Consider the following 15,620-nt stretch of genomic DNA (forward strand, 5'->3'; position numbering starts at 1 on the left):
CGCCATGGCCTTCACCACCCGCCCCGAGATCGCCGGCACCTTCGGTGTCGTCGCTTCCACCCACTGGATCGCCAGCCAGGTCGGCATGGCGGTGCTGGAGCACGGGGGCAACGCCTTCGACGCCGCCGCCGCCGCCGGCTTCACGCTGCAGATCGTGGAGCCGCACCTGAACGGGCCCGGCGGCGATTGCCCGATCATCATCCACTCCGAAAAGACCGGGCAGCAGCAGGTCATCTGCGGCCAGGGGCCGGCCCCGGCGGGGCTGACCATCAGCCATGTGCGGGATCACCTGGGTCTCGACCTCATTCCCGGCACGGGCTTCCTCGCCGCCCCCATCCCCGGGGCCTTCGATGCCTGGATGCTGATGCTGCGCGACCACGGCACCTGGAAGCCCCGCGAGATCCTGGAATACGCCATCGGCTATGCCCGCCGCGGCGCGCATATGGTCGGGCGCGTGCGCGCGACCCTAGACACGGTCAAGCCGCTGTTCGAGGAAGCCTGGCCGACCTCTGCCCAGCTCTGGCTGCGCGACGGCGGGCCGCAGCCCGGCAAGCTGTTCGCCAACCCCATCCTGGCCGACACCTATGAGCGCGTGGTGCGTGAGGCCGAGGCCGCCGGCGGGGATCGCATCGCCCAGATCGAGGCCGCCCGCCGCTGCTGGTACGAAGGCTTCGTCGCCGAGGCGATCGACAGCTTCGGCCGCAGCTTCGAGGCACTCGACACCTCCGGCCGCCGCCACAAGGCAGTGCTGACCGGGCAGGACATGGCCAGCTGGCGCGCCAGCTACGACAAGCCGGCCAGCGTGGACTTCCACGGCACGACGGTGCTGAAGTGCGGTCCCTGGAGCCAGGGACCGGCCATGCTGATGACGCTGGCCATCCTGCGCGGCTTCGACCTGGCCTCTCTGGACCCGAACGGCCCGGAACTGGTGCATCTGTTCGTCGAGGCCCAGAAGCTGGCCTTCGCGGATCGTGAGGCCTGGTGCGGCGACCCGGACTTCGTGGACGTGCCGATGGAGACGCTTCTGAGCGAGGCCTACGCGGCCGAGCGCCGCAAGCTGATCGGCGAGACCGCGTCGATGGAGCTTCTGCCCGGCAGCCCGGACGGCCGTGCGCCGAATGCACCGAGCTTCGCGGATGCCATCCGCCGTTCCCAGGAAGCCAGGGCCGCCGCCGGCAGCGGCGAGCCGACCGTGTCGCGCCTCGGGGCCTCCTCGGGCGATACCTGCCACATCGATGTCATCGATCAGTGGGGCAACATGGTCTCGGCCACGCCGTCGGCGGGCTGGCTGCAGTCTTCGCCCACCGTCCCGGGCCTCGGCTTCTGCCTCGGCAGTCGTTGCCAGATGTTCTGGCTGGAGGAAGGGATGGCCAACTCCCTCGCCCCCGGCAAGCGTCCGCGCACGACCTTGAGCCCCGCCATGGCGCTGAAGGACGGCAAGCCCTGGATGAGCTTCGGCACGCCGGGTGGCGAGCAGCAGGACCAGTGGCAGCCGCTGATGCTGCTGCGGATGAACCGCTATGGACTGAATATCCAGGAGGCGATCGACGCCCCGGCCTTCCATTCCGAGCACTGGATCTCCAGCTTCTGGCCGCGTGGCGCCAAGCCGGGCAAGCTGGTGCTGGAGGGCCGCTACAGCGCCGAGGCCGAGGCCGCGCTGAAGGCCAAGGGGCATCTGGTGGAACGTGGCGGCGACTGGTCCGAAGGGCGCCTGACCGGCGCGCGTCGCGAGGCCGATGGCCAGCTGCATGCGGGTGCCAACCCCCGCGGCATGCAGGGCTACGCGGTGGGGCGCTAAAGCCCCAGCAGGTCGAGCGTCCTGCTCACGACCTTGGCTTCATCATAGCGGTCGAGCGCGATCTCGCGCCCGGCCGCACCCATGCGGGCGGCGGCCGCGGGGTCCGTCGCCAAGGATGCCAGCGCGCGCGAGAGCGGGGCGACCTGCCCCGCCGGCACCAGATGGCCCGTAACACCTTCCTGCACCTGCTCACGGCAGCCACGGATGTCGGTGGCGACCACGGGCAGGCCGGTCAGCATCGCCTCGATGATGCTCATCGGCAGCCCTTCGAAGTGGCTCGGCAGGCAGAAGATGTCGGCGGCGGCGAGCAGGGCCGGCACATCGTGGCGATAGCCCAGCAGCTTCAGCCGTCCACCCAATGCCGCCTCGGCCTCGGCAAACTCGCGCTCCATCGCATCCCCGTGGTCTGACGCGAGTCGGCTGCCGACGACCCAGAGCGTGGCGGGTACGTCGCGCATGGCCTCAAGCAACTCCGGCCAGCCCTTGTGCCGCACGAGGCGCGCCGTCGCCATCACGACAGGGCCTGTCGCGCCGAGCTCCGCACGCAATCGGGTACGGGCTTCGGGATCTGGGCGAAACACCGCCGGGTCGCGGCCGTTTCCGATTCCGACCGCACCGGGATGAATACCCAGGCGGCGGGCATCGGCTGCCTCCTCATCGCTGACGGTCATGTAGACGTCGGTGATGCGGCCGGCGGCGCGTTCCAACGTGAGCGCCAGGTGCCGGCGCCAGGCGGGCCCCGGTTGATTGAACAGGAAGCCGTGGCAGGTATAGGCAATGCGCGGCACGCCCGCCGCGCGCGCTGCCGCCCGCGCCAGCAACCCGGAAATCGGCATGTGCCCATGCACCAGGTCGAATTTTTCGGCACGCATGAAGCTCCGCAAGGCCGAGAAGGCCCGGGCCTGCGCAATGGGGTTCAAGCTGCGGGCAAAGGGCATCGGAACGATGCGGAACCCCTCGCTTCGCGGCAGGTCCAGGAGCGGGCCTTCAGCACATACGCCGACAACCTCATGCCCACGGTCACGCGCGCCGCGCATCAGCGGCAGCAGAAAGTGCCGCAGCGAGAAATCGACGTTGGTGACCTGGCAGATGCGCATGCCGCGAGGATAGGCACCAAAGCGCCTGCGTGACGCAAGGGGGCCACGCCGGTCCTCTTGCCGCGACGCGGCAATGACGCAGACTTCGACCAACCATCGCCGGAGCACGCCATGCAGCCCCATGCCCTTACCGCCGCCGAGGCCGCCGCGCAGATCCGCGCAGGCAGCCTGACCGCTGAAGCCTTGCTGCGTTCCTGCCTCGAACGCATCGAGGCGCGGGAACCGGTCACGCGTGCCTTCCTGCACCTGGACGTGGAGCTGGCTCTGCGCCGCGCGCGCGAGCTGGACAAGCGCCAGGCCTTCGGTGCGGCCATGGGCCCGCTGCACGGCCTGCCCTTTGCCGTGAAGGACGTGTTCGACACCAAGGACATGCCGACCACCCTGAACTCCCCGATCTACGAGGGTTTCCAGGCAGGACGCGATGCTGCCGCCGTGGCGGTCGTGCGGGCGCTGGGCGCGCTGATCATCGGCAAGGCCGATACGGTGGAGTTCGCCTCGACGGGCCGAAAGGCGCTGTCGACCAACCCCTACAATGCCAGGCACACGCCGGGTGGTTCCTCCTCGGGCTCGGCCGCGGCGGTGGGCGACTTCATGGCCCCGCTCAGCTTCGGCACGCAGACGGCGGGGTCCTTGATCCGCCCCGCGAGCTTCTGCGGCATTTACGGCATGAAGCCCAGCTGGCAGCTGGTCAGCCGGGAGGGGTTGAAGAACTCATCCGCGACGCTGGACACCGTGGGCTGGTATGGGCGTTCGGTGGCCGACCTGGCCCTGGTGGCGAGCGCCTACGGCGTCGTTACCCCGGAGGCACCCTCCGTCCGGGGCCTGCGGGTCGGCCTGTGCCGCAGCCCGGTCTGGAACCGCATCGAACCCTCAGGCGAAGCGGCGCTGTCTGCGGCGGCGCAGCGGCTTGAGCGCGCGGGAGCCATCGTGACCGACCTGACCCTGCCTGGCGAGTTCGCCGGTCTGCCCGATGCACGGACGCTGATCGGCGACTACGAGGGCGGGGCCGCGTTCCTGCCCGAGGCGCTGGTCTTCGGGGATGCCTTCGCCCCTGCCCTGCGCAGCAAGGCGACCGACAGGGCCAAGCTGTCGACCAGCGACGTCATGGCCGCCTACAACCTCGCTGATGCCTGCAGGCCGCGCTTCGATGCGCTGTTCGGCGCGGAACTCGACGTGGTGCTCACCCCCGCCGCCCCGGGCGAGGCGCCTGAGGGCCTGCACACCGTGGGTGACTGGGTGTTCAACGGCATGTGGACGTTGCTGCATGTGCCCTGCGTGGGCATTCCGTGCACGCGTGGCCCCGCAGGATTGCCCGTCGGCGTTCAGCTGGTCGGACCGCGGCTGAATGATGCGCGTCTGCTGGCCATCGCCTCGGCCTGCGCACCGGTCATCGACGAAGACCCCGAGTTCGGCCGGCGGACCTTGCTGGGCTGACGGTCAGCGCGGCACCAGCACGAACAGCCGTAAGGGCTGGTTCATGGTGCCTGCCTGCTCTCCGGCCACATCGCCCCAGCCGGTGAAGAAGTCCGCGCGCGCCTGGCCCCGAATGGCCCCGCCCGTGTCCTGGGCGGCGGCTATCCGAGGACCGACACCGCCCTCAGGTACCAGAAACACCGGCACGCCGAGCGGCACGAAATCCCGGTCCACCGCCACGCTGCGCCCAGGGGTAAGCGGCGCCCCCAGCGTGCCGGGCGGACCTGCGTCGGCGGAGCTGCCGGTGACTTCGCGAAAGAAGATGTAGCTCGGGTTGCGGTGCATGAGGTCCAGCGCCGCGCGATGCCCCGATCGGCGCATCCAGCCCCGAATGGCCTGCATGCTCATCTGTTCGCGCGGGACTTCCCCACGCTCGATCAGCAGCCGCCCGACCGCCACATAAGGATGACCGTTGGAACCGGCGTAGGAGACGCGGACGATGTCGCCGTTCTCCAGCTGAACGCGGCCACTGCCCTGGATCTGCAGGAAAAACAGGTCTTCCTCGCTGTCCACGTAGAGAAGCTCCAGGCCCCGCCCGGAGAGGGCGCCGGCATCGATCTGGGCACGAGAAGGCAATTGCCCCGTGGCATCGGGCCGGCGCAGCAATGGCACCGGATAAGCGGCGGAGCGGGTGCGGGAACCGCGCAGCATGGGCTCGTAATAGCCCGTCATGCGGCCGTCACCCTGGTCGATCGCGACCAGGCGGCGCTCGATCAGGCGCTGAAGACCGGAAGGGGGAGTGACGGCGAGTTCGCTGCAGAATTCACGCCAACGGCCGGGCGTGCCGCCGGGCCCGATACCACCCAGCATCGCGTCATCGGCCATGCCGGCCAAGGTCGTGCAGTTGGCCGCAAGCGCACCATGCGCTTCGGACGGCGCCTCGCCGGGCCAGGACGGGAGTGACGTGACGGCCAGGCTGCCCGGCGGCCCGCCGCCGGCACAGCCGACCAGAGCCGTGAGCGCCGCGCTACAGGCTGCGCGTCGCCACCAGACGCCAGGCAGGGTCGCTGCTCTTGAGGTCGCGCTGGAAGGTCCAGACATCGGTCAGCTCCGTAATGGCGTCGGAGCCGCTCACGATCTCACCGCTGCTGGCGGTGGTCATGTTCACCTGGTCGGTCACGAAACGCACTGTGATGGTGGCGACGGTGCCGGACAGGCTCGCGTCTTCCACGGTCATCGCCTGGATGTTCCGCACTTCCGTGCGCTGCGAATGGCCCTGGCTCTCACGCTCGCTGATCGCCTGCTCAAACCCGCCATAGACCTCGTCGGCCAGCAGGTTGCGCAGCGTCGCGCGGTCGCCGGCGGCAAAACCCCCGACGATCATGCGGAATGCACCTTCCGCACCCGCCAGGAAGTGCGCGGGGTCAAAGCCGGGATCCACCGCGCGGATCCGGCTGACGGTCTGCGCCACCGGGCCGGACAGGGGCACCTTGGTCGCGGGCGGCGCGGCTGCCTCCTGCCTGCTGGCCGGAACGGGCCCGCTCGCGGCCTGGGGCGGCCGCTCGAATCCCTGCCGCTTGCCGAGAACACTCCGCAGACGCAGCACCAGGAAGGCCGCCACCATGCCGAAAAGGATAAGATCGAAAGGAAATGTGCCTTGCATGATGGTTCCGTTCTCCGCGCCTCTACTTAAGAAGTAGCTGACCAAACTGCAATCATTGGTCTGGACCGCCCGGCGGAATGCCCGCTATCGCTGAGGACCGGAGGGCCCTTCATGATCCTGCTGCGCCATGGGCAGAGTGAGTTCAACCTGCATTTCACCCGTACCCGCATCGATCCGGGCATCATTGACCCCAAGCTGACCGAGCTGGGCCATGAACAGGCGGAACGCGCCGCTGATGCGCTGGTTTCGCGCGGGGTCCGGCGCATCATGGCGTCTCCCTACACACGCGCGCTGCAGACGGCGCTGCCCTTGGCTCGCCGCCTGGGGCTTTCCATCCACGTCACGCCGCTGGTTCGGGAGCGCTACGCCTTCACCTGCGATGTGGGGCGCCCTGCCCGGATGGTGGCGGCTGAGTTCCCCGAGGTCGCGCTCGATCACATCGATGATGTGTGGTGGCCGTCGGAAGACGAGCCTGAGCACAGCGTGGCGGACCGTGCGCGAGATTTCCGTGCCGAGGCCGCGCTGCGCGACGATTGGGCGCATACGGTGGTGGTGAGCCACTGGGGCTTCATCCTGGCCTGCACCGGCCGTTCTCTCGGCAACGGCGAGTGGCTGGAGATCGACCCGCGCGAGCCCGCGCCGCAGGAGCTGGTGTGGCGGCACCATTAAGGTGCCGCCGGAACGTCACTTCGTGACGAAGGCCTTCTCCAGCACATAGGTGCCGGGCTTGTTGTTGGTGCCTTCCTCGAAGCCGGCCTCTTCCAGCAGCTTCTCCATATCGGAGTTGAAGGCCTCGCTGCCGCACAGCATCACACGATCCTTGGCGGGGTCCAGCGGCTCCAGCCCGGTATCGGTGTACAGCTGGCCGGTGCGGATGCGGTCGGTGATGCGCCCCTTGAACGGGAAGTCCTCACGCGTCACGGCCGGGGCATAGAACAGCTTCTCGGCAGCCAGCTCACCCAGCAGCTCGTGGCTCGGCATCTCGGCCGTGATGAACTCTCGATAGGCAAGCTCATTCACGTCGCGCACGGTGTGGGCCACGATCACGCGGTCGAACTTGTCGTAGGTGTCCGGGTCGCGCAGCAGCGACATGAAGGGTGCCAGGCCGGTACCGGTGCACATCATCCACAGATTGCGGCCGGGCAGCAGGCTTTCGGCGATCAGCGTGCCCACCGGCTTGCGGCCGATCAGCACGGTATCGCCCACCTTGATGTGCTGAAGGCGCGAGGTCAGCGGCCCGTCGGGCACCTTGATCGACAGGAACTCCAGTTCCTCATCCCACGGCGGGGAGACGACGGAATAGGCGCGCGTCAGCGGCTTGCCGTCGACCATCAGCCCGATCATGCAGAACTGGCCTGCCACGAAGCGCAGCGCCGGATTGCGCGTACAGCGGAAGCTGAACAGGCGATCGGTCCAGTGATGGACCCAGGTCACACGCTCACCGTAATAGGCGGCAGGAATGGTCTGCGTGGCAGTTTCGCTCATGACCGACCCGTATGCTGCGGTTGCGAGAGCATCGCAAGCGGCAATCTCAGAGGGGCTGGGTTGTGCGTGGTTCGGTGCGGCGCCAGCATGCCGGCATGATCCTGCATCCGCCTGAAGCCGAACCCGGCAGCACCCCTCCCGTCGGCCGCAAGGTGGACACGACACCGCGCCCCCTTCCCGCGCGCATTCCCCATAAGGGGCGGCAGGTCGATCTGGAGCCGCTGCACCTGCGCCATGCCCAGGAGCTGTGGCAGGCGGCGCAAAGCGACGCGACGGGGGCCTCCTGGGCCTATATGAGCTATGGCCCCTTCGCCGATGCGGCCGCGCTCAAGGCATTCATCGGGCAGTTCGTCTCCGCGCAGGACCGTTACGCCTGGGCGGTTCGGCCTCATCGCACCGGCACCGCCGATGGCTGGCTGACCTTGATGGAGGTGCATCCGGGAGATGCTCACATCGAGCTCGGCAATATCTGGTTCAGCCCGCGAATGCAGCGCAGCCGGGCAGCAACGGAGGCCATGTACCTGCTGATGCGCCACGCCATGGAGGATCTCGGCTACCGCCGGCTGACCTGGAAATGCAATGCGCTGAACGAGCCGTCGATGCGCGCAGCGGCGCGCCTGGGCTTCACCTATGAGGGGACGCTGCGCGACGTGCTGGTTACCAAGGGCCGCAGCCGCAGCACCGCCTGGTTCAGCCTGTTGGCGGATGAATGGCCCGTCGCGGGGGCGCGCATCGCCGCCTGGCTGGACGATAGCAATTTCGGGCCGGACGGGTCGCCCCGCCGGCGCCTGGGCGACCAAGGTTTCGCTTGATTTTACAGAACTTTTCTTTTATGTAATGCGCTCTTAATGGGAGGTCATCATGTTCCACAACCTGCCTGACGCCTTTCAGTATGGCGCGCTGATCGGATGGGCCATCGTCGCTGCCGCCGTGATGTTCAACTACGCCATGCCGCGCTTCGGTGCCGGCGGGGCGATCGCCGCAGCCGCGCTGGGCGCCATCGCCACCAAGACGCTGCTGCTGGATCTGACCTGATCTACGCCTTGGCCCAGGCGATAGAGGCCCGGGCCAGGGCCGCGATGGTGTCCGTCACCGGAAACGGCAGCACGGGGCCTGCATCGATGCCCAGCGGTATTTCGGTGCAGCCCAGCACGACGGCCGTGGCGCCACGCGCCATCAGCCGGCCCGCGATCTCCGCCAACGGCGCGTAGGCACCGGTGATATCATTGGCCTTCACCTGCGCGATGGCGGGCGAGACATGGCTCGCCATCTCCTCCGGCGTCGGCACCATGCATTCCCAGCCGCGGCTTTCCAGCCTGTCCTGATAGAGCCGCATGGCAAGCGTGCCCGCCGTTCCCATCAGGCCGATGCGGCCGGGACGCACGCCTTGCCGCAGCAGGTCGGCCTCTGCCGCATCCACGATATGAATGATCGGCAGCGCGGTGGCGGCGGTCATGCCGTCATACCAGCCATGGGCAGTGTTGCAGGGAATGGCGATGGCGCCGCACCCCGCGGCCTCAAGCACGCGGATGCCGCGGACCAGCGCCGGCAACGGATCTTCGCCTCCATGCAGCCTGGCGGCCGTGCGGTCAGGCACCCGCGGATCGCTGACGAGCAAGGCCGGGACATGATCCTGGTCACGCTCCGCAGGCGTCAGCAACGTCAACCGCCGCATGAACTCCGCCGAGGCCAAGGGCCCCATGCCGCCCAGCACACCAAGAATGCGATCGCTCATGCGATGAATCCATCCCAGACAAGTTTGAGGCCGGAGGCCAGCAGGGCCCAGACCACGATTCGATAGAACAGTGCCTCAGGAATACGCTTCTGCATCCAGATGCCCAGATGCACGCCGATAGGACAGAGCGGCAACAGCACGAGCGAGGTCAGGAGGTTCGTCCAGTCGAACAGGCCGAGCATCCCATAGGGCACCAGCTTCACGTAGTTGATGACGCCGAAGAACACGACGTTGGTGGCGGCGAAGGTGGCACGCGGCAGGCGGCGCGGCAGCATGTAGATCTGCAGAGGAGGGGCGCCCGCATGCGCCAGCGTGCTGGTGATGCCTGAAGCCGCCGAGCAGATCGCGCCCTTCACCACCGAATGCGGTGCGGCCGGCGGCAAGCCTCGCCGCGTGGACCATAGCCGGTAGGCCACGAAGCCAAGCGTGATGACGCCCAACAGGCCTGCGACCATCTGCGGCGACAGGCTGCCCAGCAGCAGCGCCCCCAGCCCGACGCCCACGATACCGCCCGGAATGATGACGCGCATCTCCCGCTTGTCCCAAAGCCCCCACCAGGCCTTCAGGCCGGAAAGGTCCATGGCGCAAAGAAGGACCAGAGAAATCGCGGCGGCCTGGGGCACCGGCAGCACCACGGCCATGGCCGGCACGGCAAGACCGCCCGCCGAACCGGCAAACCCGCCCTTGCCGATCGCCGTCAACAACACGGCCGGTATCGCCAGCGCGTAGAACAGAGGATCCGTAATCAGAATCAACACCAAGGTCCCTTGCGCCTGGCGCGGCAGAGTGCAACGCGTTGACCCAGTTTGGCGAAGGTGGGGGGTTTATGGAACACAGCGTGACCTGGCTGATCGGCATGGCTGCCGCGATGATGGCGACAGGCCTTGTCTCCGGGGTATTGGCCGGCTTGCTCGGGGTCGGCGGCGGCATCGTGATCGTGCCGGTGCTGTCCTATGTGCTGCCCCTGCTCGGCGTGCCCGAGGCCACGCAGATGAAGGTCGCCGTGGCCACGTCGCTGGCCACCATCATTCCCACCTCCATCATCTCCGCGCGGAAGCATTTTGCCAAAGGCACGATGGATGTGCCGCTCCTCAAGAGCATGGCGGTACCCATGCTGGTCGGCGTGCTGGTCGGCACCGTGCTGGCGATCTATCTGCGCGGGCCGGCGCTCTCTCTCGTCTTCGCCACCATCGCGCTGCTGGTTGCACTGAACATGGGCTTCACCGGCACCGACTTCAAAATCCGTGATTCGATGCCGACCGGCGCGCCGCGTGCGGGCATTGCAGCGTCGATCGGCGCATTTTCGACGATGATGGGCATTGGCGGGGGCACGGTGGGCGTGCCGATCATGACCATGTTCGGCGCGCCGATCCGCGCCGCCGTGTCCACAGCCTCGGCCTTCGGCCTCATCATCTCCGTGCCGGCCACCATTGGCCTGATCTTCGCGGGCATCGGTGCTGAGGGCCGCCCCCCCTACTCGCTGGGCTGGGTGAACCTGATCGGCTTCGCGCTGATCGTCCCGAGCTCCATCATCGCGACGCCCTGGGGCGTGACGCTCGCGCACACCATTCCCCCGTTGTGGCTGAAGCGCGCCTTCGCGATCTTCCTCGCGGTCACCAGCATCCGCATGTTCTACAAGCTGTTCGTCTGATGGATGCCGTCGCCCTCGCTGCCTGTCTGGCGATCGCCGGCGCAGCGGGAGGCTTCCTGGCAGGGCTTTTCGGCCTTGGTGTCGGCGTCGTCCTGGTCCCGGTGATGACGGCGCTGCCGCTGATGCCCGGCGTCACCGAGGGCAACCGGATGCCTGTGGCGCTCGCTGTTTCCCTGGCGGTGACCGTGCCGACATCAGCCCTCGCCATGGCGGCCCACGCGCGGCGCGGATCCCTGAACATGCCGTTGCTGAAGCGGCTGGCGCCAGGGATGCTGGCCGGCGTGCTGCTGGGCTGCTGGGGGGCGGTCACGCTTCCGGCCTCGGTCCTGCAGGCCGTGTTCGGCCTGGTCGCGCTGCTCGTCGGGCTCTGGCTCGGTCTGGCCGGCCCGCAGTCCCGCCTTGCAGACAGCCTGCCCGGTGAACCGGCCCGCGCCGCCCTGGCCGCGGTGGTGGGTGCGATCTCCGCCATGATGGGCGTGGGGGGCGGCACGCTGGGCGTCCCCGCCCTCGTCCTTTTCGGCACCAATATCGGGGAAGCGGTGGCGCTCGGGTCGGGCTTCGGGGTCCTGATTGCCGCTCCGGCCACGCTGACGTTGATCTGGGCCGGCTGGGGCGCCTCGGGCACGCCGCTCTACGGCCTCGGCTACCTTGATCTGGCCGCCATGGTGGTGGTTCTGCCGCTGGCGTTATTGGCCACCCCGATCGGCGCACGGGCTGCGCATCGGCTTCCACCGATGGTGCTCAGGAAGGGGTTCGCCGGCCTGATGGCGCTGCTGGGCGTGAAGATGCTCTGGGCGGCGTTCTTCTGAACGCGACGATCCGGCGCATATAGGGCGCCTAGCCCAGAAATCCCCAATCGGCGCCCACCAATGTGCTGGTAAGGCGCCTCAGGTCGCCAGCCAGACGTTCCATCCCGTCATTCGGGCGGATCTGCGCCTCGTCCATGTACAGTTTCCGGCACAGTTCGAGCTGCAGCACATGCACCGCCTCACGCGGGCGACCATAGTGGCGCGTGACGTAGCCGCCGGCGTAGGGATCATTTCGGCCGAGGCGATACCCAAAGCCGCCGAGGGTCTGCTCCACCAGCCGCGTGATCCGGGGTGAGCAGGTGGTGCCGTGCGCATCGCCCAGCACCATGTCGGGCAAGGGCCCATAGACGGTCGGCGCACTGGGCATCGAATGGCAGTCGATCAGGATGCAGACCCCGAACTGAGCGCGCGTTTCGGCAATGAGTGCGGCCAGGGCCGCGTGGTAGGGCTGCCAACAGTTCCGGACGCGCGCCTCGGCCTCCGCGAAGGGCAGCTTTCCACGATAGATGGGCTCACCGGTCGAGACGACGCGCGCGATGGTCCCCAGCCCGGCACCGACCCTCGGGCTCGCACTGTTGACCCAGGGAGGCAGCACGCCCTCGAACATCGCAGGGTCTAGCTCCCAGGGCTCCCGGTTGGCATCGCAATAGGCGCGCGGAAAATGGGCCAACAGCAGCGGTGCGCCCAGCTCTGGCGCCGAGGCGAAGAGCTGATCCACGAAGCAATCCTCGGAGCGCCTCAATGCCAATGCATCGAGCCGCGCGGCGGCAACGAATTCGGCGGGATAATTTCGGCCGGAATGTCCCGAGGCGAAGATCACGGGGCTCAGCGCGCGCGCGGGCCGCAACAGGCTGAAGGCGTCGCAGCCGGCTTCCATTGAGGGGGCAGGAGCCAGGCGCTCCTGGGTGGCGGTGTTCATGTCCATAGGTCTGACGGGATTTGAACCCAGCCTGCGAAGGATGTCATCACCGGAATATGCTCCCCCACCCTTGTGCAGTCGAAGATGTCGGGGTAATCACGCCTCCACTTCGGGCGCATAGCTCAGCGGTAGAGCACCACCTTGACATGGTGGGGGTCACAGGTTCGATCCCTGTTGCGCCCATTCCCCCCGATCACAGCACCAATTCGTGGGAAATCCCCCGGCAATCCATCTCCCAGTCCAGCCCTTCGATGGGCGGGCGGCAGAGATGCCATTCGAGGCCGAGCGCAGGCGCTGCACGGCCCAGAATCTCCCGGGCCAGGATCGGGTGCGGGTCGTAGACTGTGTAGAGATTCATCGCGGTCGCCGCGTCGTAGCCCACGCCCAGCGTGCGCATGCGTGATTCCATCTCGGACATCACATGGTGGCATTTGGCGGACAGGCCGGCAGGCGAGGTGTCGCCGAAGGCCACGATGCTTTCGCGATAGGTGGCACCGCCTTCCTTCGCCTCGCAATTGCCTGCGATGACAAAGCTGGCGACCGAAGCCGCATCCGGCACGGCATAGGAAAAGGCGTGGAACCCGGGTGCCGCCGGTGGTGAGACCTCCGGACATACATTGCTGCGCGCTACGGGATTTTCTTCGCCCACGAAGACACCCCAATCCTGCAGGGTTCCGGCGTAGACGCGGTTGAATTCGGCAAAGCCGGCCTCGGTGAATTGCCCGGGGCTGCGCAACTCGCAGGCAGCGAAGGCCGTCAACGGCACTCCGCGCGCGATCAGATGGGCTTTGATACGGGCGAACCCCTCACCCAACTCGACAGGCCTGCGGAAGCGGGCCCGTTCCAACCTGTAGCCCGGCAGGGCAGCCACGCCACAGGAATATTGAAACACTCCCGGAGCGTAGCCGTAGCCTCGCTCGGGCAGTGGTTTCATCAGGCGGCGTCCTCGCGCTTGTCCTTAACACGGACATAGGCGATCGAGGCGTGTTCCTGGCAGTAGGGCTTCCCGCCCATCGCGGCCGAGGTGCAGAAGGTGAAGCCCTTCGTGCCCGGCTCCCCGATCGGCCAGCAGCAGGTCTTGGAACCGAGCGTGCCGAAGGGACGCGGAGCGGGCTGCGCCACGCGCTGCACAGGGCGCTCCACGACCGGGGCCGGGACCTCGACCACCGGGCGCACAGGCACCGACAACGGCGAGGACGCCGCCGTGGGGACACCCGCAGGCACTTCAGGCCGGCGCAGCATCGGCGGCGGCTCACGCAGCGCGGCGCGCAGCGGCGGCAAGGTATGCCGACGCGCGGGCGCCGGCTTCGGCGGCGCAGCAGCGTCCCGACGGATCGGGCTCGGGCGCGCGGGCAAGTTGAGGCGATGCGCCTTGCCCACTACCGCATTCTTAGAAACACCCATGCGACGGCCGATTTCGGCGGTGCTGTGCCCCTCAGACCAAAGGGCACGAAGCCGGTCGATGGCTTCCACGGTCCAGTCCATATGTGGCCCCCTTCAGCTTCCCCTGACACTAGATACGGTAGGGGAAGCCACATGGGGAACACAAGCGGTGGGAAGGGACGCGAATCAGTTTTCTGTGGACAACCACCGAGTCAACCCCCGCTCAGCGGTGGATAATCCTAGCCGTGCGCAGCGGGTGCCGGGCCCGGCAGCCAGGGTCCGGCCGCCTCAAACGCCATCGCGGCCCGCAGAACACCCAGATCGTCCGTCCTGCGACCGACGATCTGTAGCCCCACCGGCAGGCCGGATGGCGTCAGGCCACAAGGCACGGAGATCGCGGGGTTCTGCGCCATGTTGAACGGGTGGCTGAACTCGGCCCAGCTCAGCCAATCCCATTCGGGCTCCGGCCAATGCTCGGGCGCCAGGCGTTCGACAGGGAAGGCCGCCACGGACGCGGCCGGCGTCAGCAACAGGTCCCAATCCTCGAACCAGGCGTTGCACGCCATCGAATAAAGGTGCTTGCGCCCGCGCAGCGCCACATAGTCCGTGGCCTTCATGTCCAGGGCGGAGGTGATGCACGCCACCAGGCCGGGATCCATCTTGTCCGCCCATTCCGGCAGCAGATGGACATAGGCCCCCATATGGGCGGACCACATGCCGCGCACGATTTCCGGCCCTGGGGCGGCCCAGGGGGTCGGCACCTCCTGGACGATGGCACCCAGTTCCTCGAACTTGCGGGCAGCGGCCGCCACCAGTTCGGCCACTTCGGGATCGACCCGCGCCAGGCCCAGGTCGGGGCTATAGGCGACGCGCAAGCCCTTCACGCTCGCGACCAGCTTTTCCGGCCTGGCATCCAGCACCCCATCGAGGGTGGTGAAGTCGAGGTGGTGATGGCCGGCCATGACATGGAACATGAGCGCGGCATCGGCCACCGTGCGGCAGTCGGGCCCGATATGGCTCATGTAGTCGTTGTTGCCGGGCGGCGCGTAAGGCACCCGGCCGAAGCCCGGCTTGAAGCCCACAATGCCGGAAAAATGCCCCGGCAGCCGCACGGAGCCCGCACCGTCCGACCCTTGATGGAGCGCACCGAACCCGGCACCCGCCGCCGCCGCCGCCCCGGCCGAGGAAGCCCCGGCATTCATGCCCTTCTTCCAGGGGTTATGGGTGATGCCGCTGGCCGGGCTGCGGCTCACCGCCGTCCAGCCGAATTCGGAGGTGGTTGTCTTGCCCAGCACGATCGCACCGGCATCGCGCATCCGCGCCGTGACCGGCGCATCAGCTGCGGCGATTTCGCCCTTATGCGCCAGTGATCCGCGCTCCAGCGGCAGGCCCTTGGCCGCCGTCACGTCCTTGATCGTCACGGTCAGACCGTGCAGCGGACCCAGCTCATCACCGCGCATCACGGCGGCTTCGGCCTGGCGGGCGGCCGCCATGGCGCCTTCCGCATCCAGCTTCACGAAGGCGTTCAGCTCAGGGTCCAGCCGCTCGACCCGGGCGATGATGGCCGCGGTCGCCTCGACCGGCGAAATCTTCTTCGCGGCGATCATCGCGGCGAGTTGGGCAGCGGGCATCAGCCCGATCTCGGCATCTGGCGCCAGTTCGGCCAT

General features: G+C 67.9%; 17 protein-coding genes and 1 tRNA gene. 8 read left to right on the top strand and 10 right to left on the bottom strand.

Annotated features, from left to right (window positions below; all coding sequences use genetic code 11):
- Positions 1 to 4: 4 nt before the first annotated feature.
- Positions 5 to 1,798, top strand: a complete 1,794-nt coding sequence (locus EOD42_RS03340; protein ID WP_127785879.1) for a gamma-glutamyltransferase family protein — start codon at positions 5 to 7, stop codon at positions 1,796 to 1,798.
- On the opposite strand, the gene EOD42_RS03345 is transcribed toward EOD42_RS03340, so the two are convergent.
- Complete coding sequence (locus EOD42_RS03345) at positions 1,795 to 2,895, bottom strand: glycosyltransferase family 4 protein (RefSeq protein WP_127785881.1); 1,101 nt, start codon at positions 2,893 to 2,895, stop codon at positions 1,795 to 1,797. The genes EOD42_RS03340 and EOD42_RS03345 overlap by 4 nt on opposite strands.
- 111 nt (positions 2,896 to 3,006) lie before the next feature.
- Between EOD42_RS03345 and EOD42_RS03350 the strand changes: the two genes are divergently transcribed.
- Positions 3,007 to 4,329 carry an amidase gene (locus tag EOD42_RS03350; RefSeq protein WP_127785883.1) on the top strand — a complete coding sequence of 441 codons (1,323 nt, stop codon included), beginning with the start codon at positions 3,007 to 3,009 and terminating at the stop codon, positions 4,327 to 4,329.
- A gap of 3 nt (positions 4,330 to 4,332) precedes the next feature.
- Here the strand turns inward: EOD42_RS03350 and mltA are convergent, their stop codons facing one another.
- Both mltA and EOD42_RS03360 read right to left on the bottom strand, forming a co-directional pair.
- Complete coding sequence (gene mltA, locus EOD42_RS03355) at positions 4,333 to 5,193, bottom strand: murein transglycosylase A (RefSeq protein ID WP_240654846.1); 861 nt, start codon at positions 5,191 to 5,193, stop codon at positions 4,333 to 4,335.
- Between the two features lie 142 nt (positions 5,194 to 5,335).
- A complete protein-coding gene (locus tag EOD42_RS03360; RefSeq protein ID WP_127785886.1) occupies positions 5,336 to 5,971 on the bottom strand; it encodes a Tim44/TimA family putative adaptor protein in 636 nt (211 codons plus the stop codon).
- 111 nt (positions 5,972 to 6,082) lie between these two features.
- Here EOD42_RS03360 and EOD42_RS03365 point away from each other — a divergent pair, with 111 nt between their 5' ends.
- Entirely contained in the window at positions 6,083 to 6,640 is a 558-nt protein-coding gene (locus tag EOD42_RS03365) for a histidine phosphatase family protein (protein WP_127785888.1), read from the top strand.
- A gap of 15 nt (positions 6,641 to 6,655) precedes the next feature.
- Here EOD42_RS03365 and EOD42_RS03370 read toward each other — a convergent pair whose 3' ends face one another.
- Positions 6,656 to 7,456, bottom strand: a complete 801-nt coding sequence (locus tag EOD42_RS03370) for a ferredoxin--NADP reductase (RefSeq protein WP_127785889.1) — start codon at positions 7,454 to 7,456, stop codon at positions 6,656 to 6,658.
- Between the two features lie 95 nt (positions 7,457 to 7,551).
- Between EOD42_RS03370 and EOD42_RS03375 the strand changes: the two genes are divergently transcribed.
- Both EOD42_RS03375 and EOD42_RS25795 read left to right on the top strand, forming a co-directional pair.
- Positions 7,552 to 8,268 (top strand): GNAT family N-acetyltransferase, encoded by a 717-nt coding sequence (locus EOD42_RS03375; protein WP_127785891.1) that lies wholly within the window; start codon positions 7,552 to 7,554, stop codon positions 8,266 to 8,268.
- Positions 8,269 to 8,317: 49 nt separating this feature from the next.
- The gene (locus EOD42_RS25795) at positions 8,318 to 8,491 is read left to right on the top strand and encodes a hypothetical protein (protein WP_164867758.1); all 174 of its coding nucleotides are present in this window, start codon (positions 8,318 to 8,320) and stop codon (positions 8,489 to 8,491) included.
- 1 nt (position 8,492) lies between these two features.
- On the opposite strand, the gene cuyB is transcribed toward EOD42_RS25795, so the two are convergent.
- Entirely contained in the window at positions 8,493 to 9,191 is a 699-nt protein-coding gene (cuyB, locus tag EOD42_RS03380; protein WP_127785893.1) for a cysteate racemase, read from the bottom strand.
- A complete protein-coding gene (locus tag EOD42_RS03385; protein ID WP_240654948.1) occupies positions 9,188 to 9,949 on the bottom strand; it encodes a sulfite exporter TauE/SafE family protein in 762 nt (253 codons plus the stop codon). The genes cuyB and EOD42_RS03385 overlap by 4 nt, the downstream gene beginning before the upstream one ends.
- Before the next feature lie 80 nt (positions 9,950 to 10,029).
- On the opposite strand from EOD42_RS03385, the gene EOD42_RS03390 reads away from it, so the two are divergent.
- Positions 10,030 to 10,842 (top strand): sulfite exporter TauE/SafE family protein, encoded by an 813-nt coding sequence (locus EOD42_RS03390; protein WP_338069626.1) that lies wholly within the window; start codon positions 10,030 to 10,032, stop codon positions 10,840 to 10,842.
- Positions 10,842 to 11,651: a sulfite exporter TauE/SafE family protein gene (locus tag EOD42_RS03395; protein WP_127785895.1), complete on the top strand. Its 810-nt coding sequence runs from the start codon at positions 10,842 to 10,844 to the stop codon at positions 11,649 to 11,651. Before EOD42_RS03390 ends, EOD42_RS03395 begins: the two co-directional genes overlap by 1 nt.
- Positions 11,652 to 11,679: 28 nt before the next feature.
- Here the strand turns inward: EOD42_RS03395 and EOD42_RS03400 are convergent, their stop codons facing one another.
- Positions 11,680 to 12,528: an N-formylglutamate amidohydrolase gene (locus EOD42_RS03400; protein WP_127786567.1), complete on the bottom strand. Its 849-nt coding sequence runs from the start codon at positions 12,526 to 12,528 to the stop codon at positions 11,680 to 11,682.
- 153 nt (positions 12,529 to 12,681) lie between these two features.
- Between EOD42_RS03400 and EOD42_RS03405 the strand changes: the two genes are divergently transcribed.
- A tRNA-Val gene (locus EOD42_RS03405) sits at positions 12,682 to 12,753 on the top strand.
- A 10-nt stretch (positions 12,754 to 12,763) separates the two neighbouring features.
- On the opposite strand, the gene cnbZ is transcribed toward EOD42_RS03405, so the two are convergent.
- From cnbZ to EOD42_RS03420, 3 genes are all read right to left on the bottom strand, one after another.
- Positions 12,764 to 13,504 (bottom strand): 2-amino-5-chloromuconate deaminase CnbZ, encoded by a 741-nt coding sequence (cnbZ, locus tag EOD42_RS03410; protein WP_206020224.1) that lies wholly within the window; start codon positions 13,502 to 13,504, stop codon positions 12,764 to 12,766.
- Entirely contained in the window at positions 13,504 to 14,055 is a 552-nt protein-coding gene (locus EOD42_RS03415; RefSeq protein ID WP_127785898.1) for a GcrA family cell cycle regulator, read from the bottom strand. The genes cnbZ and EOD42_RS03415 overlap by 1 nt, the downstream gene beginning before the upstream one ends.
- 137 nt (positions 14,056 to 14,192) lie before the next feature.
- Entirely contained in the window at positions 14,193 to 15,620 is a 1,428-nt protein-coding gene (locus EOD42_RS03420) for an amidase family protein (protein ID WP_127785900.1), read from the bottom strand.

It is taken from the genome of Rhodovarius crocodyli (assembly GCF_004005855.1).
GTDB lineage: Bacteria > Pseudomonadota > Alphaproteobacteria > Acetobacterales > Acetobacteraceae > Rhodovarius > Rhodovarius crocodyli.